Below are 25,425 nucleotides of genomic sequence, written 5' to 3'. Positions count from 1 at the left end.
CATCTTTGACTTGTTATTTGTTTTCAGATGCCTAAATAAGTAAAAGGATGAAGGTTAGAATTACTGCATCCTTTTACTTATTTAGGCTTATGTATATATATGGTGTTTAAATTTATAGTTCTTTAATTTATTAACAACTAATATATCAGTAGTCACCAATTAAGATTATCTAACTGGTCTAATCTAGTCCATTTAGCATCAATTGGGCAGAGAGTGATAAGCTGAAATATCCTTAGGCTTTAGAATATGCAAAATCTATGAACAATAAAATAGCCCAGCAGGAGCTAATGAAAGTTAAATAGTTGTATCTTCCACAATTTTTTTTAAGGGTATGACCATTGAAGATTTTATTTGGTTTGAATAAATTTGTTTTTTTATGAAAGGAATTTTACACATTAGTATAAATATAAGGTTCATTAATCTAGATTTATAATTTTTTTGTGGGAAATTATATACATTAAGCGCTTTATAAGCTTTATGATCAGCAACAAACGGAAATCTTAAATTTCCCCATATTTCATCTCTAAATATCTTCATACCTGCTACACCAAGGAATGTAGAGGGCTTAGTATAATTTACGGTTGATAATTTAATAAGGTTACGTGAGAAAGTATATAATTGTTTATCTATTATTATACTGGTATCATACTCGTCAGTGACGAATCCAACTAAATTAGATCCTTGCCATTGAATATAGGCTTCTAGTATTTGTCTTAAGTTAGACATCTGTCTTAAAGGACCAGATATTATAAAACCTATTTGTTTACCAGAAAGAGATGGAGTGTGAGTATTAAAAAATCCTCTGTCTAAGAATCGCTTCCATGTAGAAGATAAATATCTGTATTTAATAGCACCTGCAAAAACTATTATATCCGCAGTTTTTAATTTACTATTATAGAAACTAATAAAATCATCTTTATCATTGTAAACACATTCATAGTCATAGCCACATTTTAAGCAGCCTAGGCAGCCTCCTTTTATATCTATATCTTGAAGATTAATTAACTCTATAGTTTGAGAAAATGAATTTCTAAATTTATCTATCATATTTTTTAAATTAATATTTTCTAAAGAATCAGTTACTATAACTACCTTTTTATTTGAGACATCTATTTTATCATGGGTAACTTCAGGAATATATTCTTTTAGGGAATATTCTATTGGACTGTAGTTTTTTAAAGTAATCACTTTATTTTCTATTGCATCAAAATAGTTTTGAGCAAATTGTAGTAGATTTTTTCTTAAATCTTCTTTTTTTAAATCATACATTTCTGGCGAAAAACAATCTACATAATTCATATTTAAATCATCACAAATAGAATTCATGTAATTTAATGCCGTGTGGTCATAAAAGTGAATCGATGTAGCAAGAACTGAAGTATATTTTTCTTTAAAAGCATCTTCAACATTTCTTTCAAAAATTAATTCTATAAATCTTTGATAACTCGAATGAACAGTAAAAACATAAAGAGGAAATGCCCATATAATTCCATCACTAAATCTAATTTCGTTAATTATTTCCTCAAAAGTTTTTTTATCATTCTCTATTTGATTAATTCTTTGAGAAATATTAATAATTTTTAATTCATGCTGCTTAAACCTTTTTTGAATATAGTTTATATACTGCATAGTAACACTAATATCACCTTTAGGACTTCCGTTTAAAACTACTATTTTCATATTAACCTCCTTGTTATTTATTATGTTTATTTAAGTTATTTTGGTTGATTATTACAATTAGTGTAATGGATTATTAGCTGAGATTTTATATGATTTTTATATTGCAAGACATGTTGACGGTGTAAACTTTAATTTGATTATATAGTGATAAGTTTACAATGTCAACATACAATGATATAATTTCTATTATAAAAATTATTTTAAATTTATTTTAAGCTTTTTGGAGGGAGTAGCATTGGATAGAAAAACATATCATCATGGTGATTTAAAAAAAGAACTTATACATAATGGATTATTATTGTTAAATAAAGAAGGTATTGAAGGATTCTCATTAAGAAAAGTTGCAAGTATGTGTGGAGTAAGCCATAATGCGCCTTATAAACATTTTAAGGATAAGGATGCCCTTATTAATGAAATAATTAAAGAGGTTTGGAAAGAATTTTATATAGCATTACTAGAGGTAACTGAGATATATACCAATGATCCTAAACTACAAATAGTTGAAATGGGGAAAGCGTATGTAAAGTTTATGGTGGAAAATCCAGAATACTTAAAGTTTATGTTTTTGTCAGATAATGCATATCCTGTAAAAATAGTAGACAACAAATTATCTGATGATAAAGTTAGTGCCTTTGGAGTTTTTAAAGATAGTGCAGAAAGATTTTTTAAGGAAATAGAATTGGATGAAAATTTATATATGCAGAAGACATTAACATTATGGAGTATGGTTCATGGAATAGCAATATTAATAATTAAAAGGAGTATTGAATATAAAGAAGATTACTTAGTGCTAGTGGAAAGTATGATTAGAAATAGCATTTGATCTAACCTTTGTCTAAAAGGCTTCGCTAATTAAGGTATTCTACCTCTTTTTGACATACATAAATCCCTATATTTTCTAAAAAATCTAGCAACAAGTTGAAAAATATCTCTTTACCATTGATCTCATTAATATGGCTTAAATTCGTCTATAGCTCTGGTTAAAAGTACTTTTTAATACTATGAATATTACTGTTTTACCAATGATTTGAAGGATAATTCCCCTAAGCCCCTAAGCGCAACATTTTAAAATGTTAAAATTTAAAAATGCTAAAATGCTAAAATGTTAAATATTTAAAATTTTAACATGCTAACTATTTAAACAATTTACTTTATAACTTTTTAAAATGCTCTATACCTATTATTACATATATTAGTACAATCGCATACATATCATTCTGATACAAAAATAAATGACTTTCGAACAAGGGAAGCAATTTATATATAATGATTCTAAATATTTGAAATTGTACAACTATATGCTATATAATAAGTTAAATGGATAATCGTATTATTATGTTCAGTAAAGATTACTAACACAATACTCGACATTTCGTATAAAATTTCATGGAGGTAGTAACAATGGAAAACGAAAAGTATTCACAAGAAAAAGTTGATATGTTTTGGAAAACATTTTTAAAGGAAACAAACAGGGATGAAGCGACAAAATATTTAGAGGTATTTCATTTTGAAGTAACTGAAAAATGGGCTAATGAACTATTACGACTGGTGTTGGTTGGAAAAAAGAGGGCTACGGCAAGTAGTTTATTGAAATACGAAATTGAGGGAGAGGGAATGCCTAAAGTTGGTGATTTGAGTATTATCACTGATTGGGAAGGAGTACCTCGATGTGTTATTGAAACAACAGAAATAACAATTATTCCGTTTTCAGATATAACTTATGATATTTGCAAGCGTGAAGGGGAAGATGACGTATTAGAAACTTGGGTTGATGGACATGTTCGTTTCTTCGAGGCAGATGGAAAGCAGGTAGGGTATGAGTTTACTTATGATATGCCAGTAGTTTTTGAAGACTTCGAAGTGCTATATCAAGTATAGAGTTATAGGGAAAAGACTCAACCGTTATTGAATACTGTGGGGATACATGATGTTCATAAAAGGTGAATTAAAGGAACTCTTCAAGAAGGGGGGATCTCACGTTAGGATATCCTATTGGCATGCATGCTACAATTTGTTTATCTTCTTTAACTTCAAGAAGATCCATAGTTTTTTTATTTCCATGTGCGGATATTATAAAGAATCCACAAAAGAATGTTCCTAGTCCTAAAGCATTAGTCATAAGTTCCATATTTGAAGAAGATAAAGCTCCATTGAATCCACTGAAGTTTGAAGAAGATGAAGCTCCATTTATATGTGAATTAGCTGTAACTATTATTACTGCTGGAGCATTGAAGAATAGTCTATAATTTTCAGTTGGGTTTTCTTTGAAAATTGAATATTACGGTACTTACAAAATATGTTATAATCGGGTCGTAATAGTAATAATTTGCGGCGAAAAAGTGGGGGATTTTAATGAAAAAGGAATCAGGGAGCCAGATAAATTAAGGCTTAGAGATTCCGAGAAAATATAACGCTACAGGGAGGTAAAAATGCAAGTAGGAGATAAAATAGTATTTGACAGATACGAATGGCGCATACTTGACATACAAAACAACGCGGCTTTGATTATAACCGAGTATATTATAGAACAGCGTGCTTACCATGATGCTTATAAAGATATAACATGGGCTGACTGCGCGTTAAGAAAATATATTAATGGTGAATTTTATGACAAATTCAACGCAACTGATAAATCAAGAATAATTCCGGTAATAAATAAAAATCCTGACAATCAGTGGTATGGTTCAAAAGGCGGATCAGATACGCAAGACAGTATATTTTTATTAAGCATTGAGGAAGTGTGCAAATATTTCGGTGATAGCAGTTCAAAACTGCAAAACCGAGGAAAAAATCAAAGATATTGGTTTGAAAGAAAAGATGAAAACAACAGTAAGCGAATAGCAAAACTTCTGGGTAAAGAATGGGGTTGGTGGTGGTGGCTTCGGTCGCCCGGCCGCGTTAATGTAAAAGCCGTGTACATCTTTGGGACTGACGGTAATATAGGTATCCAAGGCAACAATATATTGAAAGGCAACATCAGCGATGGCAAATGTACAGGCGGCGTCCGTCCAACTTTGTGGCTGAAACTATAATTTGAATTATGGCTAATAAGTTAGACTTGTGTTGGAGAAGACGCAAGGTTATTAAATGATGAAATCAATATACAATTAAATAATTTATTCATAATACCATACTATTCAAATGAATATGAGGTATTTTTTTACAATGTGAGCTAATAACTTGTTATACACTTGAAAGTGTATAAAATGAAAAGAGGTGAACTTTAGTAAGAGATTAGTACTTACAATACACTCTTTTACTAAAGATAAATCATGAGTTTTCAAGAACAATTGCAAACACTTAGAAAAGCGAAGGGTCTATCACAAGAAAAGTTAGCTGAGGTTTTAGGAATATCAAGACAAGCAGTTGCAAAATGGGAAGTAGGGCAATCTTATCCTGATATAGCTAGACTAATTGCATTAAGTGATTATTTTAAAGTAAGCATTGATAAATTAGTGAATGATTATGAAGAAAATTGCCGTTTATGTATAGAAGAGCGCAAAGATGATAATATAAATGAAGGCATAATTGATTTCTTATGTAGGGCTAAAAAATCTACATATGCTGGAAAGGGGCCAGAGTGTAAATCTTCAAGACCCAATTCTCATGACCTAGAATATGTAGAAGGAAACTTGAAATATATAGATACATATTTAGGTGGAGAGAGGTTCGCAGGAGAGGAAGCTTTATGGCAAGATGATATTCCATTTTGGTCAATGAATTATATTGGGAGAATTTTAAATGAAAGATTTTCAGGGAGTTTTTTGAAGGAAGTTTTAAGTTTAGTAACTAAGGAGAATCCATATAGGGGTCCTATTATTTATCAATATGCCAGTATAAATATCATTGTATAATAAATGGAGAGTTTGAGTGGTTTCAAGGACATGAGGAAATATATTTTGACCATATTAAGGTTTATGAATGTTATTTCCATGGAGGGACAATTAAATAGTTAAAATGAATATATGAGCGAGGAATAAGATTATGAAATTGAATAGAAATGATTTATGTTGGTGCAAAAGTGGATTTAAATATAAAAACTGTCATTTAGAATTTGATGAAAAATTAAGTGATTTAAAAAGAAGAGGATATATAGTACCAACTAGAAATCTTATAAAAACAAAAGCGCAAATTGAAGGAATAAAAAAGAGTGCCGAGATTAATAGTGGTCTTCTAGACTTAATTAGTGAAAACATTAGGGAAGGCATGACAACAGAGGAAATAAATAAATTGGCACATGACTATACAGTATCCAAAGGTGGAATTCCAGCCACTCTTAATTATGATGGATTTCCTAAAAGTATTTGTGTATCAATAAATAATGAGGTATGCCATGGCATACCTAGTAAAGATGTAATTCTTAAGAATGGTGATATTGTAAATGTTGATGCAACAACTATACTTAATGGATATTATTCAGATGCATCAAGGATGTTTATGATTGGTGAAGTAGATGAAGAAGCTAAGAAATTGGTTGAAGTAACTAAAGAATGTTTAGATAAAGGTTTAGAAGCAGTTAAACCTTATGGATTCTTAGGAGATATTGGAGCTGTAATTCAAGAATATGTAGAAAGTAATGGTTATTCAGTAGTTAGAGAATTCGGTGGACATGGAGTAGGCTTAGATATTCATGAAGAACCATTTGTTTCTCATTTGGGAAAAAGAGGAACAGGTATGGTCTTAGTACCCGGTATGGTATTTACCATTGAACCAATGATAAATGCTGGAAGCAATGAAATATTTATAGATGAAGATGACGGTTGGACTGTTTTTACCGATGACGATTCTCTTTCAGCACAATGGGAACACACAGTCCTTGTAACTGAAGAGGGTGTAGAAATAATCTCGAGATAAAGTATGTGCTAAAAAATAATGTAAAATATTGTATACTGTAATATATTTGGTATATTGATTCGCAACAGTGAGAAAATAGGGGTTACGATAAGATGTATTGTACAAAGAATTAAATTAACTTATAAGGAATAATATGTAGTGAGCAGTAGAATTTTAGGATTCTGCTGTTTTTTTATGTAGTTATAGGTTAAACAAAGGAAATATTTGTTGAATATGGTATAGATTTATTGAGAGAAGGAGGCAGAGGTGGTAAAATAGAGCTGCAACGTGAAATATATTGGTGTATGGGTTAATGTATCTTTAAGATATAAGAAATAAAGAAGAGATAGGAAAGTGGGGAGCATGAGTAACAAGCATAATATAAATGAAAATAATTCATTAATAGAAGACATATATGAGAATCAAATTGATGTTAAGGATATTACAACGTCAATTATTACTAATCCCTTTGGAACTATTACCTTCACTTATGATGGTAGTGTAGATTTAAATAGCTTTTCACGAATATTAGAAGACAAATTAAGTAGTAGTTATAAAATATTTTGATTCTTTGGAATCTATGAAGAGATAATTAATGGAAATAAGTACATATCCTTTAGAAAGCTTGTATGTAGAATGATAGCAAGTGCCTGGTATCCTGTTACTCAATATAAACTTAACCTGGGAATTCAAGACAGGCTTTATGATTTAGTTATGTTAATCCATGAGAGATACAATATACCCTGTGATGAAAAGGAATATAAACTATTAGATTTTCTTGAAAATGTACAGGATGTTGAAATTGAAAAGAGGATAAAAGTACTCCATGAATATGTACCATATAGACTTTTAACTCCATTTTTTACTAAAGAATTAGCATTAACTAAATATATATTTAAAAAGAATGATAATAAGAGAAACAAGTTTATAGCACAGCTAACTAAAGAAGATGAGAGGGCTATATATAAAATAGATGTTAATAACAAGATGATAGAAATTAATGACTCCTGGTATAAGTACATAATAGCTAATCAAACTATCATATGTGGATGGATGCATTATAAATTAGTTTGTTATCTTCAAAAGAGAAATCCTAACGTACCAGCAATTCCATTTAAAATCACAGCACCAGGTAAAAGAGATCTAAGTAAAGCAACTAAGCTTTGGACAGAGATAAATAGGGATAAAACTGTAAGTGATATTTATACAGGAAGGGAGCTAACAAAAGAGAACTTTTCTAATTATGGGAATCTGAGCATAGACCACTTTATTCCTTGGAGCTTTGTATTGCATGATGAACTATGGAACTTAGCACCTACATTTAAAAATGTAAATAGTCAAAAAAGTAATAAACTACCTGATCTTAGTTTATATATGGACAAGTTCTGTGAAATTCAATATAAAAGCTTTGATATAATGCAAAGAAATCCTAAAAGATATAAGAAAAACTTAGAAGGATATTTATCTATAAATATAGCTGTAAACAATCAAAGAAAAATTGAAAAAGAAGAGTTTAACAAAAGCTTAAGAGCAACTATAGAGCCACTATATCAGATTGCTTATAATCAGGGGTATGGGATTTGGGAGAAGTAGTGAATAGTTTTAATATTATATTATAAGTAAAGTGAAAAAAGTAAATTTTTAAAATAGACTAAGGAGTACTATATTATGCAAAATATAAATAATAATGAAGGAATGTGGAGATTCTATACAACTGATGATATAGGCGAAGTTACATTCAATGGTGCACTAGAACGGTTTTATGAGTTAGGAATAACGGGACTTGTAAGGGAAAACATCCAAAATTCATTGGATGGCAAACTACAAGAGTTGGATAAACCTGTAGTTGTAGAAATTAAAACAGGAATTATAAACAAGAATGATATACCTGGATTTGAAGAAATAAAGGATAGAGTTAATTGTCTTAAGGGATATAATGAATATACTAGAGAGACCATAGATCATATGCAGAGGAGTATAAATAATGAAACTGTATATTATATTTCTTTTGAAGATTCTAATACAAAAGGATTAACAGGAGCAAAAAATGGGCAGAGTGATTCATTAGAAGATACATGGGGAATATATGCTTATAAAAAAGGTTTTCACTCCATAGAAGGGGATAGTGATTTTGAGAGTGGAAGAGGTGGATCACATGGAATAGGTAAAATTGCGTCTAATGCAGCTTCAGACCTATTTATGATGTATTTTGCTAATTGTGATAAAGAGAATAATATGCATCTAGGTGGTACTATTCAATTAATAGAACATAAATATAATGAAGTTTGTTATAGGTCAACCGGATATTTTACGGATGTAAATGTTCACGGGAAGTATATTCCTTTTGAAAATGAGTTTAGCCATGAATTTTCAAAAAATACAAGAGGATTAAAGATTGTAATACCTTTTTTAAGAGAAGAATTTAATAACGAGAAAGAAATAATTAAAAGTGTATGCGATAGTTTTTTTGTTTCAATATTAGAGGAAAAACTCGAAGTTAAAGTTAATGATAAGGATTTAAATAAGAATACCATAAAATCTTATATAGAAAATGAATTGTATTATAAACAAAATATAAGCGAGATTAATAGAGAATTTACTCCTTTATATTTAAATACATATTTAAATTCAGAGCCTATTGAAATAGAAATAAAGTCGTTAACTGATGTGTACAAGTTTAAATTGTATTTTGAGCTTAACAGTGAAATTAAAAAGGGTAGGCTTGGAATAATTAGAACTATTGGTATGAAGATAGAAGACAAAAAAATTAGGAATAATGCTACTAAACCTTTTAATGCAATTCTTATTCCATGTTCTGTGAAGGAAGATGCATTTTTAAAAATGCTTGAGAATGAATCACATACCAAAATAGAATATAAGCATATAAGAAATACAAAGACTAGAAGTAATGCAAGAAATTTTATAAATGACATTTCTAATAAATTAGCTCAAATAATAAGCGAAAAAATTGCAGAAGTGAATCCAACAAATGGGAAAATGAATACAGAAGATATATTATACACAATCGAATTAAAATTTAAAGAGGATTTAAATAAAAGTATAGAATCTGTAAAAATAATAAATTCTGAAGGCAAGGAAAAAGAATTTATAAAAGATCTAGGAAGCAAGAAAAAGAAATCTAGTAATTATGGAAAACAAAAATCTGACACTAAAGAAGAAACTGATAATATAAAACCTAAGAAGAAACTTAGAAGAAGTACTACTATAAATAATGATATTGATGGAAATAGGAAAGAACGAAGATATAATGTTAGTACTGAGGCAGTGGAAAGAGCAGTAATTAAAGATAGAGAATACATAAAATTTGATTTATCCAATAGTGAGGCTGAAAAGAAGAAATTATGTAATATAGCTTTAATTGTTGTTGATGGAATGGGAGATGAATGCCCTGGCGAATTTAACCTATTTGATAATTATAAATATGTAATCGATAAAAATACAGGTAATAATTGTTTGATTAAGGACAACCTTATTAAAGATGTAAGTATAGAAAAAGGTAAAGTGAATATTGAGGCTAAGTTAAATGAAAAAGCAAATAAGTCTTTAAAATTTGTATATTATGTGGAGGTATAGTAATGATTTATAGGAAAGATGTTAACTTCCCATATCCTGTACTAACTAATTCATCAAATAGCTATGAAAGTGGATCTTTTAATTTAGAGGTTAAATTGTCAGAGAATAAGGATATTTATAATATTGAATTAGATTATACTATTAATTCTAGTTTTATAAATGAATTATTAAAGTCTGAACAAGCAAAGTTATTTTTAATAATTCAATCCATAGATAATAAATTTTTTGAAATTAAGCTAGAAGAAAAAAATAAAAGTATAAACAAAAATAGACTTTCTTTAAGTAAAAGAACTCAAGTTCAATTAATGGTTAAATCTTGTGATAGAATATCCTTTGAAAAAAATGATGAGATATGTGGTTTGTATGAAGAATTAAAAAATGAGATAGTTGTCCCTAAAAACTCTGTTTTAGCTTTTTCAAATGTTGTTACTTTTAGTGAAAGTTCAAAAAAAGGACTTGAGTTATTTGAAAAGAGAGTAGATTCAAATATAAAGTCAGAAATTAAAATAGATTTAACTGCGGAAACCATAGTAATTACTTATAAGAAAGAAGAAATGATGTTTAATGATGTAATAGCTGATAATTCTCTTAATAATTTATATGTATATATGGGTTTACAAAAGGCACTTAATGAATTCATATTAAATAATAGAATTAACGTTGATGAGGATGAGGTTATCATTAGTGAAATTGCAGAACCAGATCTTGAACTGGACTTAAAGTTATATCGTCTTATGAAAAATAAAATGGTGCCTGAACTCAATAAAGACAATATAGATGAGGTAATTTATTTAATATCCGATGGAATTATTGAAGGATTTACTAGTTCTATAAGGAGGTATATAGATGGTAGAGGTTAGATTACTAAAGGATAAATATAAAAATAATGAAGATCTATATGAAGCTTTTTTACAAGATAAATTAATTGGAAATGAGGAGTTTTTATCTGGAGAAAAAGTAAGAATAGATGTAGCACCAGAGTTTCCAATATACATGGCTAAAGGGAAAAAGGAAGAAAAGAATAAAAAATTTTTAGAAGCTTTTGAAGTTATGACAAAACATTATATAAATGTGAATAGAGATATATATTTGGATGAGACATTTTGGCATTCACTTTTATGTCAGCAACACAGAGAGTATTTGTTAGAAAATTATCCTCAAATTAAGGATGGTGGATTTAAAGAATTTAAAAAAATAGTTATCAAAGATTTTGATTGGGAAAATTATATATACAAAAGTATCCTAGGAGCACAGTATATAACTGATAATATAGTAGATGAAAATGAGCAACAGAAATACTATAAATTAATAGTAGAAAATCTAGATCTGTATAATTATATAATCAAATATAGCATTTTTAGAAATGATATATTTTTAATTAAAATTTTGGATATAGTAGATAAATATGATCTAAGTGAAATATTAAAAGCAACGATAAAAGATAAAGAAATAATAGAGAAATATCATTTAGGTAATGATGAGAGATATGGAAGAAGAGTTATTTTTGAATTCAATAAAAGTTACCCTGTAGTTATGGTTCCTATGTTAAATAATGAAGAGCTGGAAGAAAAGTTCTTTGAATATCTAGATATTTATTATGATGTAAGCAAGATAGATAAATGGAATAAAAATAATATTAGCAGTATTACAGCATAGATTATTAGAATAAGCAAAATAATTTTACATTCCAGATTATTACACGGGATATTCATGGATAATTGGTGAATATATGAATGAATTTTGAAATGATATAGAAAGTTATTTATAAGTAAATAGGGTATACCATTTTCGGGGACAAGTAGTAATACATTTGATGAAATAGTTGCTACAAAGCCAAAAACTAAGGAAGAGCTTTTAAAGTTTGAAGGGGTTGGTTCAGTTAAGGTTGAAAAGCTAAACTAAATTTATCATAGGAAATACTTAATTTGAAGGGGGAAGAAGTATATAAACAGCATTAAAGTAGTGTATGAGGAATTTATTAAATTATTATTTAGGAATGAATAAATTTTGTACTTAGAGTTGATGAGGAAGTGCATTATAAGTAAATGGATTACAGTAAATTAACTTTTAATTATTCATGAAATGGGACATGTTATATCTATACCAATTAGGCTAATAATGCAAATATGCCTAATTGACTTTATGTAGAGGTGATCAAATGAGTGATAAAAACGACTTGATGAATGTTATTGTAGATTATATTAAAGAATATAAGGCTTATAATCTACCAAACGTGTGTAAAAAGTATAATATTGAGTGTGATAGTAAATTAGATCCTATGAATAGTAAGAGAGTTTATATTGAAAGTGGACTAGTAAAATTTTCTTTTAATAAATTACAGGAATTGGCTAAAATAATTATACTTGAAGAATGTGATCCTGTATTTGTTAAAAGAGTGGATCCTTATATGAATGACGACTTTTTTTCTATATCTTTGATAACAAGAAGAAAAATTATTGATTGGTTATCAGACCAATTATTAATTGAAGGTAAGTTACGTATTGATGAAATGCTTTCTTTATCATGGAATTTAGAGTGTATTCCATCTTCTTATGGGCAGAAAAACGCTTATGAAGATATACTTCAACATATGGTTAGGAATGATGATCTGAGTTACAAAGAAATGTTTGAAGTTATTTTAAACGTTATGTATGTTTCTGATAAAAAGTTTATTGATTTGATTCAAACAATAGTTCATCCAAGAGTTAGAACAAATTCAGAACAAAAAACGTATGTTGATAAATTAAATGAATTTGTAATAGAAGATGGATACAAGCTAATTAATAATAAATACATTTCAGGTGAACCAATTTTTACAGTTGAGAAAATTTCACAAGGAATAGATGGCAAAATAAAAAACTTAATTTTTGCTGCATATGGCACTAAACCAGATATTGTAATAGAAGACTCCATAACTAATGATGTAAAAATTATTGGTAACACAGAAAAATGTTTAGTTTATACACTGCCTATTTCAAATAAAGGCTTAAGCTGGCATGATTTAGTTACATGGTGGAATAAAGGAAATGAAGAATATGAATTAAGTGTAGAACAAGAACTATTTAAGAGATTGGAGTTATCTTTGGATTCTAAACCAGAGAAACTGTTTATGAAAATTTATTATAATAATTTAAATAAATTAAAAAATAATAAATTACCTGCCCTCATTCCTCAAATATATTGCCACTATGATCCTAAATCTGCAAAAATGAGAAATGGTCAAATATATGTTCATCAAAGGATGGATTTTCTGTTATTAATTTCAAATAGTAGAAGAGCTGTAATAGAAATCGATGGAAAACAACACTATTCTGTTGGTGATAAGGCTTCCCCTGAATTGTATAGTAAAATGGTAGAAGATGATAGAAGATTAAAGCTATATGGATATGATGTTTTCAGATTTGGTGGTTTCGAATTCGCAAACGGTTCTGAAATTCGGGATAAAATAGTTAGATTCATTCAAGATTTATATAAATATTATGATTTGATATAAAAAAACGTGTGAAAATTAGGCTGGAAAATGATCGGTTTTACCCCTGATTTTTAATGGAAAATATAGATGCCATCAACGTTCTTGAATGATGATAGATGAAAAGGTGAATTATGTAGAGGAGATGAAAAGAGTACTTATATTGAAGAAGTCTTTTATATTAAATTCTATGAAGATAATGTGATTGGTTTTCAAGAAAAGCCTCAGTATAAAGAAAAGTATTATAAAATCCAAAATAAAGAATTTGATATTAAAAAGATTATAGAAGAGTTACAATAATTTTTTCTGCCATTTTGGTACTTTCAATAGCGGTTGCTATGGGATTTGCGTTTGCTATTATTTGTTTAATTATTAAATTATTTACACTTATCTCAATATGCATATAAGTTCGTTAAACTAGTTCATCTTATTTAGAGAATCTCTTTAATGAGATGCTTTTTCATATAATAACGCTTATGTTCCGATGGACAATCATCTAATACACCAAAGATCTCATATCCATGTTTCAAATAAAAATCTTTTGATTGAAAATCAAAGGTATCTAAATGAATTAATTTACAACCTTTTTCTTTTGCAACTTTCTCTACCTCATTTAGAAGTGCAGACCCATACCCATGTTTTCGGAAATCTTCTTTTACCCATAGAACATCTATATATAGGCAATTCCAACAATATAATATACTGTTTATTCCTGCTATTGTATCTCCATCTAAACTTTTTATAATCCGGTTAATTGGTAAAAAAGATGGTTCTTGTGTAAAACGTACTTTTGAATAATTATATTCAACTATTCTATTATCAACTATCTCCAAATCTTCTCGTTTACTTTCTTCAATAACAAAATTATTCATTTGGTTTCCCCCTATCTAACTTACAGCCCTTAAATTAAACTCTATTCTATCGCTGTATTCTTATTTATTATACAGGATAATACTTTGGACTTCAAATATTTAACATAATTATGCATATATTTCCTAGGCTGTTTTAAGGTCATTTAACTGGGTATCAGAAAGGGAAGTATGGACTGGATTAACTAAATATAGAATTACTCTACATGATTCAGATGATAGTATAGGTGCTATTGATATCTGAATCGGGTACAATGAAAATCTATATTACGGGGGTCATATTGGTTATAAGTGAGAAAAAGTGTTAAAAATAAGGGAAAACTAGTTGGTATATATGTTCACTACTTAGAGAAAAATATAATGATATACATGTAAATGTATAAAATACCATAGGATAGTGATAGTTCCTTCAATTGTGAATTTAAGGAGTAATGCAAATACATTATTTAAGTGTATTTACATAAAATATAAAAAATGGTATAATGAAAAAAACATCAAAAGGGGGAAGTAAGTTATGACACCAGCTAATTGCTAATATTAATTTTCAATCGATAAATTAATATATATTTTATAATGAGTTTTAATTTGCCTAATTATATTTAGGTTTTGTTGTTATGCTCTTTATGGAATAAGGCATTTAGAAGGTAACTTACTTTATTGAAATTAAATACTATAATTTATAATACTGCAAATAGTTATTTTAACCATTGAATGAGAATCTTTTGAAGTATTATGTAATATGATATATAGCATAATAATATGTTTTTAGCTTATATCTGGTTTAAATAAATTATAATAGTATTAGAGTATTTCGACTGTAAGAAGAAGCCATCTTCTTACAGTCTTTTTTTATTTTTTAATTACTTAAAAAGTTATGATAGTTACGATACTTTTATGCCTATCCATGAAATGCATAATTTAAATAATGGATGAAAGAAGGAATTTTTATGTTTGAATTATCATTGATTGGTGTAAAAAAATATATGGATGCAACTCTTGTTCTTAAAAATATAAGTTTTCAAGTATATGCAGGAGAGAAAGTTGGGATAGTAGGGGTTAATGGAAGCGGAAAGAGTACTATTCTTAGGTTAATAGAGGGAGTGTTACCAATGAATTATTGTATTGGGTATCCGGGAGCTACAAGTCCAGGATATGATGAAGGCTTCATTCGTAAGCCAAGAGAAGCTACTTGTGCTTACCTTGAGCAAATCCCTAAGTATGAAGATGGCATAAAGGTTATTGATGTTCTAAAATTAGCTTTTGAAGAAGTTTATAGCATAGAGAATAAGATGCGTGAATTAGAAGAAAAAATGAAATTTTTAAAAGCTGATAATCTAGAAAAAGCTTTGAAGCAGTATAGCGAATTGGTTGAATTATATGAAGCTAAAGGTGGATATAATACAGAAGAAAAATTAAGTAAGATTTGTACGGGCTTAAAATTAGATGAAAGCTTTTTAAATAAAGAATTTAATTTATTAAGTGGTGGTGAAAAAACTACGGTTATCCTTGGTAAACTGCTCATAGATAACCCAGATATATTACTACTAGACGAGCCTACAAATCATCTAGATATGGAGTCAATTGAATGGCTTGAAGCTTATCTTAAGAGCTACAATGGTATTGTAATTATTGTATCTCATGACAGATACTTTTTAGATAATGTAGTAACAAAGATTATAGAAATAGAGGATATGGAAAGTAAGACTTATAAAGGAAATTATTCTGATTTTGCAAAGCAAAAAGAAGAGAATATGCTTGAACAATTTCATCAATATAAGGAACAGCAAAAGGAGATTAAGAATGTACAGAACTCTATAAAGGAGTTAAGGGATTGGGCAGCTAGGGTAGATAATAATAAATTCTTTAAACGAGCTGCCAGCCTGCAAAAAAAGCTTGATAAAATGAAAAGTAGTGATACTGAAAGTAATAAGTATTATCGAACAAGAGGTCAATATGTAAGAACTGAAAAACCGAAGTTTGAAAGAAAGAATATGAAGCTTACCTTTAAAGAAAGTGAAAGATCTGGTAATGAGACAATTAAGGCTGAAGGACTTTCTAAATCTTTTGAAGATAAGGTTATTTTAAGAGATGTAGATTTATTGATTAATTTTGGTGAAAGAGCAGCGTTAATTGGCCCAAATGGTAGTGGTAAAACTACTTTCTTGAAAATGATTTTAGATGAAGAACAGCCAGATTCTGGTGTAGTGGAATTAGGTGCTAATGTAATGGCGGCATATTTACCACAGAAAATCACCTTTAAAAATGAGGAACTTACTGTACTAGAGTGCTTCAGGGAAGATATTTCAATACTAGAAGGAAAAGCACGTGAATACTTGTCTAAATTCATGTTTTATGGAAAAAGTGTATTTAAAAAAGTAAAGCATTTATCAGGGGGAGAGAGAATAAGACTAAAGCTTGGTAAGCTATTATATGAAGATGTAAATTTATTGATACTGGATGAGCCTACTAATCATCTTGATATTGACTCAATAGAAACCTTTGAAGAAGCTCTAGAAGACTTTAAAGGAACTATATTTTTCATATCTCATGATAGATATTTTATTAATAAAATAAGTGAAAGAGTAATTGCCATTGAAGACAATGGTTTTAAAAGCTATCCTGGTAATTATGATTACTATAAAGAGGTTAAAGAGGAAAAGGCTATCAACGATGAGATAGCAAAGTTTGAAAAAGTTAAGAAATCAAAGAACAATGATGAAAATAAAAGGGGTAAAAAGGTTAAGAAACCAGCAAATATTGATGAAACCAAAAAGAAGGAGGCTGAAAAAGCTAAAATTGAAACAAGAATTGAAAATCTTGAAAGCGAGATACAAGAGATTGACTTAGCTATGACTAACTCAAAGATACATTATGAGGAGCTTAATAAGTTGTACGCTAGGAAAGAGGAGTTAAGCAAAGAACTTGATGCAGTTATGGAATTGTGGGTAAGTTTAACAATGTAAATTTTTTATGTAACAAATACTAAATATAACAATGGTGAATTATATCTATACTTTCCAATTGAAAAATTATAATTACTTCAATAGAATAAAATAATGATAAGAGGTTATGCGAATTGAACTTAAGGATTTAATTATATTATAACCATAAATAAAAGCCAGTGCTTAACGTTATTAAGCATTGGCTTACAATTTCTAAATGAAATCCAAAATACCGGTACTCTAATTTTGAAGCCTATCCCTCGATAGGTGGGTGTCCTCACAGATGTCTCAATCGCCTTCAATGCCGTAAAAAGGACTCATAAGAAGGTACATTTCCTCATTTAAATATTGAACTCCCTAACTTTAAATGTAGGTTCAAAATAAGAGCTTAACGCATATTCCAGAAATTTAACTATTTATTAATTAGTCATTTCTTTGTTGTGAGATTATAATATCATATTTTATTTTCATATACAAGATATATTTTTATGGTAATTTAATACTGTGATATATTACTTAAAGACAACGGTATTTTCTATAATTTGTATATATGTGGTAATCTTGTTATAATTATAATGTGAATATATATGTTTTTTTATTATATTTTAGTATAGTCATTTAATTATATAATGAAATTACATAAATGTTCTTATTCAAAGAAAGTAATAATTATTAGGAGAGTATTTATGGAGAATTTAGACAAGCAACGCAAAGAGAAGAGTAATATTATCGTATTCTTTATAGTGTGTTTTGGAATGACTGCTGTTATGGGAATTGCAATGGCCTTTGCATATTATAAGGGACCAGTGGATGCTTTTCCTCTTGCACAAATGTACTATCCAGCAATGGGAGTTATGGTAGCGTTTTTATGTAACAAAGAAATAAGAGAAAGAGTTCCTAAAAATTTCTTTGGAGTGTTTTTGCTTTCTACAATAGTTACGGTTATTGTAATATTGGTACAGACATTCACAGGATATGGGGCCACCCAAACTGTGGTTGAGATATCACTTATGGGCGGAAGTATTCTTGGAATTATTATGCTGGGTGTAGAAGGAACAGAAAAGCGTGCAGAGTTTGGACTTAGCATAAGGAAGAATGGAAAAAAATCAGTATTTTATATTCTTCTATTTGTTCTACTTTACCTATTAAAAGGTTTTATATCATGTGCTATAGAAGGATCTATAAGTGACTTTTTTGCAGCCTTTAAAAACCCAAAGATAATTTTTACACTTATCTTATTGCTATTTAATTTTTTATTTACTTACCTTTTATTTTTTGGAGAAGAGTATGGATGGCGATACTTCTTACAACCAGTACTTCAGCATAGGTTTGGTAAGAGAACGGGAGTGCTTTTACTGGGAGTTATTTGGGGGCTCTGGCATTTCCCTATAAATTTATTCTATTATAGTCCAGAGACTTCTTTGTATAGCGTAATTTGTCAGCTTATTGTCTGTATATGTTTTTCTGTTTTCTTTGGCTATGTATACCTAAAAACAGAGAATATTTGGGCTGTGGCCATGATTCATTATCTAAACAATAATCTTGGATTTGTACTTTTTGGAGGAATGCCAAACAATATTGCTATAAGTTTAAAAGATGTGATTATCGTACTCATTGTTTTCAGTATTATTTTTCTACCATTTTTAGCAACAAAGGAATACCAACAAGAAACTCGCCTTTCAGAAGGAGATGGAGCTAACATTCCCAACTAATTGTGTAATAAATCAATCAAATATTTTTTATAAGTGATTGGGTATTAAAATGAGAGAACTAACATTAAATTGAGTATAATCTCTAAAAATTATTTGTAGCAAAATGGGTCAAGTAAAAATCTATATGAATATGTTATCCTTTATTTAAGAGGTGAGAACATGGATAATTGGGAAAAGATAAATGCGGTATATCGTATGCAAATTTATATTGAGAATCATTTAACCGAATCAATAACTCTTTGTATGCTTGCAAATGCAGCAGGATATTCACCATGGCATTCTACAAGGATTTTCAAAGAATTAATAGGTAAAACACCCTTTGAATACATTCGAGCACTTCGTTTGTCTAGGGCTGCTGTTAAATTGAGAGATGAGAATGTTAAAATAATTGATGTTGCACTTGATTTCCTTTTTGACTCACATGAAGGTTTTACAAGGGCGTTTTCCAAGCAATTTGCTATGACTCCTCGATACTACTGCAAAAATACACCTCCACTGAAACTTTTTATGCCCAGTCATATTCGTGATTATTACCTTATGCTACAAAAAGGAGAGGATAACATGTCTAAAAGTTCTAATGTAAAAACAGTTTTTGTACAAGTAATTGATCGTCCTGCAAGAAAGTTAATTTTGAAACGCGGAATTAAAGCTACTCATTATTTTGAATATTGCGAGGAAGTAGGTTGTGATGTATGGGGAATTCTTTCTAGTATCAAAGAAGCCATCTATGAACCTATTGGAATGTGGATGCCTAAAAACTTAGTGAAATCAGGTACATCAGTATATACTCAAGGTGTAGAAGTTCCAGTGAATTATGCAGGAGAAGTCCCAGAAGGATTTGATTTAATTGATCTTCAACCCTGTAAGATGATGGTTTTTCAAGGACAGCCTTTTGATGACGAAAAGTTTGATGAAGAGATAAGGGAGCTATGGGATATTATGAAAAATTATAATCCTGAGGTTTACGGCTTTGAATGGGCCGATGAAGATGGACCAAGATTTCAATTAGCACCTATGGGATACAGAGGATATATTGAAGCAAGACCAGTAAAACAGTTAAATATAGAATAAGTCATATAATTTTTATTAATATTCACGATTATTAAAAACTCAATAATTTATTGAAATACCGTATTATTCAGAATGGATTTACGGTATTTTTGATTGGAAATTCAAGCACATTGTGAAGTATAACCCAATTAGATAACAACTTCTTGAATTATATAGCTAAGATATAAACAAAATCCTTAGAGCTGTGAAAACTTTAAGGATTTTAGTGGTTTTGTTTATAAGTGAATATAATGGATGAATTACAAAACTAATAATACGTTTATGTTAAAAGCATGATAAAATAGTAATAGTTAACTGTAATGGAGATAGTTTGGTAGTAAGGTAAAAAAGGAGTGGTGTTTAAATGAATAGAATTAAGAGGTGTTTTTTCAACTAAAATGGAGGGAGTTAACAGTTAATAAAACCTTACAAAAGTTTAAAAAACCTACTATTTCTTAGTAGACTCTAGCAGTAAACGTATGGATCTATCCAATAACTTGGAAACTGGAATATCGGTATCCTTGAAATATTGGGTTAGTTGTTCATATAATTCAGTGTCAATTGCATTGGGTATGTGTGTTCTATTTTTTAAGCTGTACTTATTCATAAAATCACTCCTTATAGTTATAATAATATATACATAAGCACATCGGAACTACCATCAATATATGCTGCTATAATTATAGGAGGTGATTAAAGATGATTAAGGCATGTAAAATTAGACTAAACACAACCAAAGAACAAGAAGAAAAGTTATGGCAATCGGTTGGAACTGCAAGATTTGTTTATAACTGGACATTAGCAAGACAAGAAGAAAATTATAAAAATGGTGGCAAATTTATATCTGATAATGATTTGAGAAAAGAAATAACCATATTAAAGCAAGATAGTTTAAATTGGCTTAATGAGGTATCTAACAATGTAGCTAAGCAGGCTGTTAAAGATGCGTGTAATGCTTATAAGAGATTCTTTAAAGGTGAATCTGAAAAACCAAGATTTAAGAGCAGAAAGAAATCAAAGCCATCATTTTACAATGATAATATAAAGCTAAAAGTTAAAGATAATGCAGTATTAATTGAAAAAATAGGTTGGATAACTGTAAAGAAAAATTCAATTCCTATGAATTGTAAATATACTAATCCAAGGATAAGCTTTGACGGAAAGTATTGGTTTATAGCAGTTGGCATAGAAAAGGAAGAACCAATCATTGAATTAACAGATGAAAGTATTGGTATAGACGTTGGGGTTAAAGATTTAGCTATATGCTCCAATAGAATGACATATAGAAATATCAATAAAACAAAGAAAGTGAAAAAGCTTAAAAAGACTTTAAGAAGAAAACAAAGACAATGTTCAAATAAATATGAAAAAAATAGAAAAGGAAAGGAGTATGTCAAGACCGAGAGCATTGCAAAACTTGAAAAGCAAATAAGGTTACTTTATAGGCGATTAGCAAATATAAGAAGTAATCATATACACCAAGCAACGAATAAGATAGTGAAAACCAAGCCATCAAGAGTAGTTATGGAAACACTTAACATCAAAGGTATGATGAAAAATAAGCATTTATCAAAAGCTATTGCAGAGCAATGTTTATATGATTTTAAAATTAAGCTTAAATATAAATGTGAATTTTATGGAATTGAGTTTGTTGAAGCTGATAGATTCTATCCATCATCAAAGACTTGTAGTGAGTGTGGACATGTGAAAACTAAACTTTCATTATCAGAACGTACCTATATCTGCGAAGAGTGTGGCTATGTTATAGATAGAGATTATAACGCAAGTGTAAATTTAAGCAGATATGAATTAGTAGGCTAATCACTTAAAAGATACTACTAATGTGTACCATGCGTTGTATGGGAATTTAAGCCCTCGGAGTGTCATATCAAACCAAAGTAGCTTTTAGCGAAATGGGACACGTTGAACAGGGAATTAAACATTGCTTTATAGAGTTTTATAAGGTTTTGGCAACGGAAGAGTGGTTTGATTCCACTATAAAAAGATAGCTAATTGAGTAATTACAAAAAGAAAACAAAAAATTACTATATAGCAAAATATAATTTAATATGGATTGTTCTCATAAGGCTTACAATTATATAATTAATTTATAGTTTGTAGATATGAAGAGCTAACTAAGATTAAAATCATTCTTTGAAAACTGAATGTAAAAAATCATAGGGGGATTTATGATGATTACACTTAGAAACGTTACAGATGAAATTGATTATAATATCATGTGCTACATTGAAAGTAGTATATGTAAAGCAACTATGACTCAGTCATGGGAGCCGCATATAGGTGGTTTGAGTTTTGATAGATATCTGTACGGAAATGGACCCACAGATGTATACTTTTACGGAAAGTTGCTCTACATTGATGAAACACCAATTGGATATTTATTGACATATATAGATGAGGGAGAATATTAACTTAGAATTATGCCTAATTATGAACAATACATGGATGAAGCAATCAATTTAGTTGAAATACTTTATCAAAATTCTGAAGAATTATTTATAATTACTAATAGATTAAATGAGAATTTATGCAAATCATTAATAAATCATGGATATAAAAAAGAAAACGAAAAAAGGTTTCAAGCAATACTAGATCTTAAAAATTGGGTAGCAGAAGAATGTGAATGGTTGGAAGAACAGATAAGTATATTGACAGAAGAAGATATACCTGAGCGTATTAAGTATGCTTCTATTCCGACGGGCCATGCTATTTCTGAAAAGATGTTTCGTGATTACCTGCAATCCAATGATCATACTAATACATTAGATTATGTAATTCGTGACGTATCGACAAATAATTTTATAGGGTTTACAACATGGTGGATAGACCCAAATAGTAATACTGCGCTTCTTGAACCAGTAGCATGTCTTGAGAAATACCGACGACGTGGAATTATGAAACGTACACTCAATTTTGGACTCGCAGAATTACAAAAGAGAGGTGTACAGTGTGTTTATGTAAGTACAGCGATTGGTAATAAAGCTTCTCAATCACTATACCGATCTGTAGGTTTCAAGAAAACAGGAGAAGCAAACAAGTATGTAAAATATAAATATTAGTTCATATGAAAGGAAAGAAAAATGAAAGACTTCTATTCGGATAAGTTCATGGAAGCATTAAAGAAACGTGACATAAGTGTATTGAGAACGATTCCAAAATCAGATTTGCACAATCATTTTGTATTAGGTGGGAGTAGAGAGTACATTCAACTTCAAACTGGAATAGAAATTCCTTTTTTCAAAGGAATTCTATCTACCATGCAAGATATGCATCATTGGAATGACGTGTATATTGGTGAAAGATTTAATACAAAAGAAATGCGAAAAGTGCTAATTGATGCGACTTTTGTTCAAGCTAAAGAAGATGGAATTAAAATTCTTGAGATTGGTGAAGATGTTTGGGGTTTAGGAGAATTTTTTGATAATAACATAGAAGAGCTAATTCATGTATTTCAAGATGCTAACCAAAGGATAGCACCAGAAGTTGAATTGCGGCTACAAATAGGATTATCAAGACATTGTTCCGTAAATTATCTATCAAGATGTTTAGAACCTTTCTGGGGACACAACATTTTTTATTCCATTGATTTGTATGGTGATGAATTCGCACAACCAATTGAAAATTTTATGCCGATTTATAAGAGAGCTAAGAATGAGGAATTGAAGCTTAAAGCTCATATTGGAGAGTGGGGAACTGCTGATGATGTTAAAAAGGGAGTTGAAGTGTTGGAGCTGGATGAAGTGCAGCATGGAATTGCTGCTGTAAGTTCAGAAGAGGTGGTTCAGTTTTTAATAGATAATCATATTCGGTTAAATATTACACCTACAAGTAATGTCAAACTTGGCAGAGTTAAAGAATTAAAAACACATCCCATTAGGGACCTTTATGGTTATGGAGTTGATATAACTCTCAATTCTGATGATATACTTATTTTTGATAGCGATGTATCTAAGGAATACCTAAGGTTATATGATGCAGAAACATTAACAGCGGAAGAACTTGATGATATAAGACTTAATGGTTTGAAAAGGGTGTAAAAGATTAGGTGTTGATTCTATCAATTATTATGATGAAGGCATATTCTTTAAAGATGAAAATCCTATAATAAAGGGTAACTCTAGCTTTATTGTAGATAAAACTCTTAAAATGTACGAAGAATTATCAAAAGAAACTAACGAATTTTTTAAATATATGGTTAATAGAGAACTTTTAGATATTGAAGATAGAAAGAATAAAGAATCTGGTGGATTTTGTGAGTATATGCCTAAATATAAGGCACCATTTGTTTACGCAAAATACAATGGAACTATAGAAAATTTCAATGAGGTAATTCATGAAATAGGACATGCTTTTCAAAATTATTTATGCAGAAGCTCTGACATATCTGAGTATGTAATGGCCACTGAAGACATATCTGAAATTCATTCAATGAGCATGGAGTTCTTAATTGAACCATGGTTAGAAGAGTTTTTCGGCGAAGGAGCAGATAAATATAAGTTTTCACATATGTGTAGTGCTCTATTCTTACTAACATATATTGCTGCTGTTGATGAATTTCAACATGATATATATGAAAAACCAGAAGCTACCTTTGAAGAAAGAAATAGTATGTGGCATGACATTGAAAAGAAGTATATTCCTTATAGAAACTATGAAGGTAATGAATATTTAGATAAGGAAGCATATTGGCTTCGTCAATCACATATTTTTGGGGGACCTTTTTATTATATCGACTATGGATTAACTCAAGTTGTAGCTTTTGAGTTCTGGAGTAAGGCAAGGACTAATAGAGAAGAAGCCTGGAAGGATTATGTTAACTTATGTAAAGTAGGTGGAGCTTTGTCATTTGTTGAGGTTCTTAAGATGGGGAATATGAAAAATCCATTTGAGCCTGGTAGTATTGAAGTAATCATTAAAGATATTGAAGAATGGGTACTTGAGGCAGAGAAAAAGTTATAACTTCCAAAAGCTGTTGTTCTAAACCATCTGTAGGAATATATATTATCTTTAGTAGTTAATGTATAGTAAGTTAAATGATTAATATATCCTAATAAAACCAGTAAATATAAGGGTTTATTAGGATATGTGATTGTAAAGTAAGTATACCTTAAAACTGAATATGAAATAATTATTAAACAGTAGAATAACTATTGTACATATGTTCTGATGATGTTGAAATGTAAGTAATTAGAAGCTATTTAACATTTTAGACATATTAAAAAACTGGAACAAGATAAAAAGAATCTTATCGTTCA

21 protein-coding genes, 1 other RNA gene and 2 pseudogenes are annotated in these 25,425 nt (G+C 29.4%); 19 read left to right on the top strand and 5 right to left on the bottom strand.

Annotated features, from left to right (window positions below; genetic code table 11):
- Nucleotides 1-294: 294 nt before the first annotated feature.
- Nucleotides 295-1,680, bottom strand: a complete 1,386-nt coding sequence (locus tag B3W71_RS12415; RefSeq protein WP_346889245.1) for an NAD(P)H-dependent oxidoreductase — start codon at nt 1,678-1,680, stop codon at nt 295-297.
- A 235-nt stretch (nt 1,681-1,915) separates the two neighbouring features.
- On the opposite strand from B3W71_RS12415, the gene B3W71_RS12410 reads away from it, so the two are divergent.
- Nucleotides 1,916-2,503 carry a TetR/AcrR family transcriptional regulator gene (locus B3W71_RS12410; RefSeq protein ID WP_346889244.1) on the top strand — a complete coding sequence of 196 codons (588 nt, stop codon included), beginning with the start codon at nt 1,916-1,918 and terminating at the stop codon, nt 2,501-2,503.
- 563 nt (nt 2,504-3,066) lie between these two features.
- Nucleotides 3,067-3,558 carry an ASCH domain-containing protein gene (locus B3W71_RS12405; protein WP_346889243.1) on the top strand — a complete coding sequence of 164 codons (492 nt, stop codon included), beginning with the start codon at nt 3,067-3,069 and terminating at the stop codon, nt 3,556-3,558.
- Between the two features lie 67 nt (nt 3,559-3,625).
- Here B3W71_RS12405 and B3W71_RS12400 read toward each other — a convergent pair.
- Nucleotides 3,626-3,958: pseudogene (locus tag B3W71_RS12400) on the bottom strand (nitroreductase family protein); the annotation flags it as partial.
- Between the two features lie 151 nt (nt 3,959-4,109).
- Here B3W71_RS12400 and B3W71_RS12395 point away from each other — a divergent pair.
- From B3W71_RS12395 to B3W71_RS12355, 9 genes and pseudogenes are all read left to right on the top strand, one after another.
- The gene (locus B3W71_RS12395; protein WP_346889242.1) at nt 4,110-4,712 is read left to right on the top strand and encodes a DUF6273 domain-containing protein; all 603 of its coding nucleotides are present in this window, start codon (nt 4,110-4,112) and stop codon (nt 4,710-4,712) included.
- A 240-nt stretch (nt 4,713-4,952) separates the two neighbouring features.
- Nucleotides 4,953-5,632: pseudogene (locus B3W71_RS12390) on the top strand (DUF5680 domain-containing protein).
- 32 nt (nt 5,633-5,664) lie between these two features.
- Nucleotides 5,665-6,534 (top strand): methionyl aminopeptidase, encoded by an 870-nt coding sequence (locus tag B3W71_RS12385; RefSeq protein ID WP_346889241.1) that lies wholly within the window; start codon nt 5,665-5,667, stop codon nt 6,532-6,534.
- A 342-nt stretch (nt 6,535-6,876) separates the two neighbouring features.
- Complete coding sequence (locus B3W71_RS12380; RefSeq protein WP_346889240.1) at nt 6,877-7,080, top strand: hypothetical protein; 204 nt, start codon at nt 6,877-6,879, stop codon at nt 7,078-7,080.
- A gap of 69 nt (nt 7,081-7,149) precedes the next feature.
- Entirely contained in the window at nt 7,150-8,106 is a 957-nt protein-coding gene (locus B3W71_RS12375; RefSeq protein ID WP_346889239.1) for an HNH endonuclease domain-containing protein, read from the top strand.
- A gap of 75 nt (nt 8,107-8,181) precedes the next feature.
- On the top strand, nt 8,182-10,107 hold the full coding sequence (locus B3W71_RS12370; RefSeq protein WP_346889238.1) for a hypothetical protein: 1,926 nt from the start codon (nt 8,182-8,184) through the stop codon (nt 10,105-10,107).
- A 2-nt stretch (nt 10,108-10,109) separates the two neighbouring features.
- Complete coding sequence (locus B3W71_RS12365) at nt 10,110-10,967, top strand: hypothetical protein (protein WP_346889237.1); 858 nt, start codon at nt 10,110-10,112, stop codon at nt 10,965-10,967.
- Nucleotides 10,954-11,763, top strand: coding sequence for a hypothetical protein (locus B3W71_RS12360; protein WP_346889236.1), 810 nt, complete (start codon nt 10,954-10,956; stop codon nt 11,761-11,763). The genes B3W71_RS12365 and B3W71_RS12360 overlap by 14 nt, the downstream gene beginning before the upstream one ends.
- A 502-nt stretch (nt 11,764-12,265) precedes the next feature.
- The gene (locus B3W71_RS12355) at nt 12,266-13,600 is read left to right on the top strand and encodes a hypothetical protein (protein WP_346889235.1); all 1,335 of its coding nucleotides are present in this window, start codon (nt 12,266-12,268) and stop codon (nt 13,598-13,600) included.
- Nucleotides 13,601-14,007: 407 nt separating this feature from the next.
- Here the strand turns inward: B3W71_RS12355 and B3W71_RS12350 are convergent, their stop codons facing one another.
- Nucleotides 14,008-14,448 (bottom strand): GNAT family N-acetyltransferase, encoded by a 441-nt coding sequence (locus B3W71_RS12350; RefSeq protein ID WP_346889234.1) that lies wholly within the window; start codon nt 14,446-14,448, stop codon nt 14,008-14,010.
- Between the two features lie 944 nt (nt 14,449-15,392).
- On the opposite strand from B3W71_RS12350, the gene abc-f reads away from it, so the two are divergent.
- Nucleotides 15,393-17,408, top strand: a complete 2,016-nt coding sequence (gene abc-f, locus B3W71_RS12345) for a ribosomal protection-like ABC-F family protein (protein WP_346889233.1) — start codon at nt 15,393-15,395, stop codon at nt 17,406-17,408.
- 196 nt (nt 17,409-17,604) lie between these two features.
- Here abc-f and ssrS read toward each other — a convergent pair.
- Nucleotides 17,605-17,797: non-coding RNA, 6S RNA (ssrS, locus tag B3W71_RS12340), on the bottom strand.
- Nucleotides 17,798-18,073: 276 nt separating this feature from the next.
- Here ssrS and B3W71_RS12335 point away from each other — a divergent pair.
- Nucleotides 18,074-19,099, top strand: coding sequence for a CPBP family intramembrane glutamic endopeptidase (locus tag B3W71_RS12335; protein WP_346889232.1), 1,026 nt, complete (start codon nt 18,074-18,076; stop codon nt 19,097-19,099).
- 159 nt (nt 19,100-19,258) lie between these two features.
- Complete coding sequence (locus B3W71_RS12330) at nt 19,259-20,170, top strand: helix-turn-helix domain-containing protein (RefSeq protein WP_346889231.1); 912 nt, start codon at nt 19,259-19,261, stop codon at nt 20,168-20,170.
- A gap of 427 nt (nt 20,171-20,597) precedes the next feature.
- On the opposite strand, the gene B3W71_RS12325 is transcribed toward B3W71_RS12330, so the two are convergent.
- On the bottom strand, nt 20,598-20,756 hold the full coding sequence (locus B3W71_RS12325) for a ribbon-helix-helix domain-containing protein (protein WP_346889230.1): 159 nt from the start codon (nt 20,754-20,756) through the stop codon (nt 20,598-20,600).
- Between the two features lie 92 nt (nt 20,757-20,848).
- On the opposite strand from B3W71_RS12325, the gene B3W71_RS12320 reads away from it, so the two are divergent.
- From B3W71_RS12320 to B3W71_RS12300, 5 genes are all read left to right on the top strand, one after another.
- A complete protein-coding gene (locus B3W71_RS12320) occupies nt 20,849-21,970 on the top strand; it encodes a transposase (protein ID WP_346889229.1) in 1,122 nt (373 codons plus the stop codon).
- Nucleotides 21,971-22,341: 371 nt separating this feature from the next.
- Nucleotides 22,342-22,581 (top strand): hypothetical protein, encoded by a 240-nt coding sequence (locus tag B3W71_RS12315; protein WP_346889228.1) that lies wholly within the window; start codon nt 22,342-22,344, stop codon nt 22,579-22,581.
- A gap of 30 nt (nt 22,582-22,611) precedes the next feature.
- On the top strand, nt 22,612-23,229 hold the full coding sequence (locus B3W71_RS12310) for a GNAT family N-acetyltransferase (protein WP_346889227.1): 618 nt from the start codon (nt 22,612-22,614) through the stop codon (nt 23,227-23,229).
- A gap of 21 nt (nt 23,230-23,250) precedes the next feature.
- On the top strand, nt 23,251-24,207 hold the full coding sequence (locus B3W71_RS12305) for an adenosine deaminase (protein WP_346889226.1): 957 nt from the start codon (nt 23,251-23,253) through the stop codon (nt 24,205-24,207).
- 109 nt (nt 24,208-24,316) lie between these two features.
- Complete coding sequence (locus tag B3W71_RS12300; protein WP_346889225.1) at nt 24,317-25,129, top strand: M3 family metallopeptidase; 813 nt, start codon at nt 24,317-24,319, stop codon at nt 25,127-25,129.
- The last annotated feature ends 296 nt before the right edge of the window (nt 25,130-25,425 follow it).

Origin of the sequence: Clostridium sp. UBA1056 (assembly GCA_002316385.1) — a bacterium.
GTDB lineage: Bacteria > Bacillota > Clostridia > Clostridiales > Clostridiaceae > Clostridium_J.
The sequence above is the reverse complement of the archived record's forward strand: the minus strand, read 5'-3'. Positions and strand labels throughout refer to the sequence as shown.

What these genes read in the sequence shown, in the direction of transcription:
- B3W71_RS12415 (WP_346889245.1), bottom strand. Translation starts at nt 1,680, where the DNA reads ATGAAAATAGTAGTTTTAAACGGAAGTCCTAAAGGTGATATTAGTGTT.
- B3W71_RS12405 (WP_346889243.1), top strand. Translation starts at nt 3,067, where the DNA reads ATGGAGGTAGTAACAATGGAAAACGAAAAGTATTCACAAGAAAAAGTT.
- B3W71_RS12395 (WP_346889242.1), top strand. Translation starts at nt 4,110, where the DNA reads ATGCAAGTAGGAGATAAAATAGTATTTGACAGATACGAATGGCGCATA.
- B3W71_RS12385 (WP_346889241.1), top strand. Translation starts at nt 5,665, where the DNA reads ATGAAATTGAATAGAAATGATTTATGTTGGTGCAAAAGTGGATTTAAA.
- B3W71_RS12380 (WP_346889240.1), top strand. Translation starts at nt 6,877, where the DNA reads ATGAGTAACAAGCATAATATAAATGAAAATAATTCATTAATAGAAGAC.
- B3W71_RS12375 (WP_346889239.1), top strand. Translation starts at nt 7,150, where the DNA reads ATGATAGCAAGTGCCTGGTATCCTGTTACTCAATATAAACTTAACCTG.
- B3W71_RS12370 (WP_346889238.1), top strand. Translation starts at nt 8,182, where the DNA reads ATGCAAAATATAAATAATAATGAAGGAATGTGGAGATTCTATACAACT.
- B3W71_RS12365 (WP_346889237.1), top strand. Translation starts at nt 10,110, where the DNA reads ATGATTTATAGGAAAGATGTTAACTTCCCATATCCTGTACTAACTAAT.
- B3W71_RS12360 (WP_346889236.1), top strand. Translation starts at nt 10,954, where the DNA reads ATGGTAGAGGTTAGATTACTAAAGGATAAATATAAAAATAATGAAGAT.
- B3W71_RS12355 (WP_346889235.1), top strand. Translation starts at nt 12,266, where the DNA reads ATGAGTGATAAAAACGACTTGATGAATGTTATTGTAGATTATATTAAA.
- B3W71_RS12350 (WP_346889234.1), bottom strand. Translation starts at nt 14,448, where the DNA reads ATGAATAATTTTGTTATTGAAGAAAGTAAACGAGAAGATTTGGAGATA.
- abc-f (WP_346889233.1), top strand. Translation starts at nt 15,393, where the DNA reads ATGTTTGAATTATCATTGATTGGTGTAAAAAAATATATGGATGCAACT.
- B3W71_RS12335 (WP_346889232.1), top strand. Translation starts at nt 18,074, where the DNA reads ATGGAGAATTTAGACAAGCAACGCAAAGAGAAGAGTAATATTATCGTA.
- B3W71_RS12330 (WP_346889231.1), top strand. Translation starts at nt 19,259, where the DNA reads ATGGATAATTGGGAAAAGATAAATGCGGTATATCGTATGCAAATTTAT.
- B3W71_RS12325 (WP_346889230.1), bottom strand. Translation starts at nt 20,756, where the DNA reads ATGAATAAGTACAGCTTAAAAAATAGAACACACATACCCAATGCAATT.
- B3W71_RS12320 (WP_346889229.1), top strand. Translation starts at nt 20,849, where the DNA reads ATGATTAAGGCATGTAAAATTAGACTAAACACAACCAAAGAACAAGAA.
- B3W71_RS12315 (WP_346889228.1), top strand. Translation starts at nt 22,342, where the DNA reads ATGATTACACTTAGAAACGTTACAGATGAAATTGATTATAATATCATG.
- B3W71_RS12310 (WP_346889227.1), top strand. Translation starts at nt 22,612, where the DNA reads ATGGATGAAGCAATCAATTTAGTTGAAATACTTTATCAAAATTCTGAA.
- B3W71_RS12305 (WP_346889226.1), top strand. Translation starts at nt 23,251, where the DNA reads ATGAAAGACTTCTATTCGGATAAGTTCATGGAAGCATTAAAGAAACGT.
- B3W71_RS12300 (WP_346889225.1), top strand. Translation starts at nt 24,317, where the DNA reads ATGTACGAAGAATTATCAAAAGAAACTAACGAATTTTTTAAATATATG.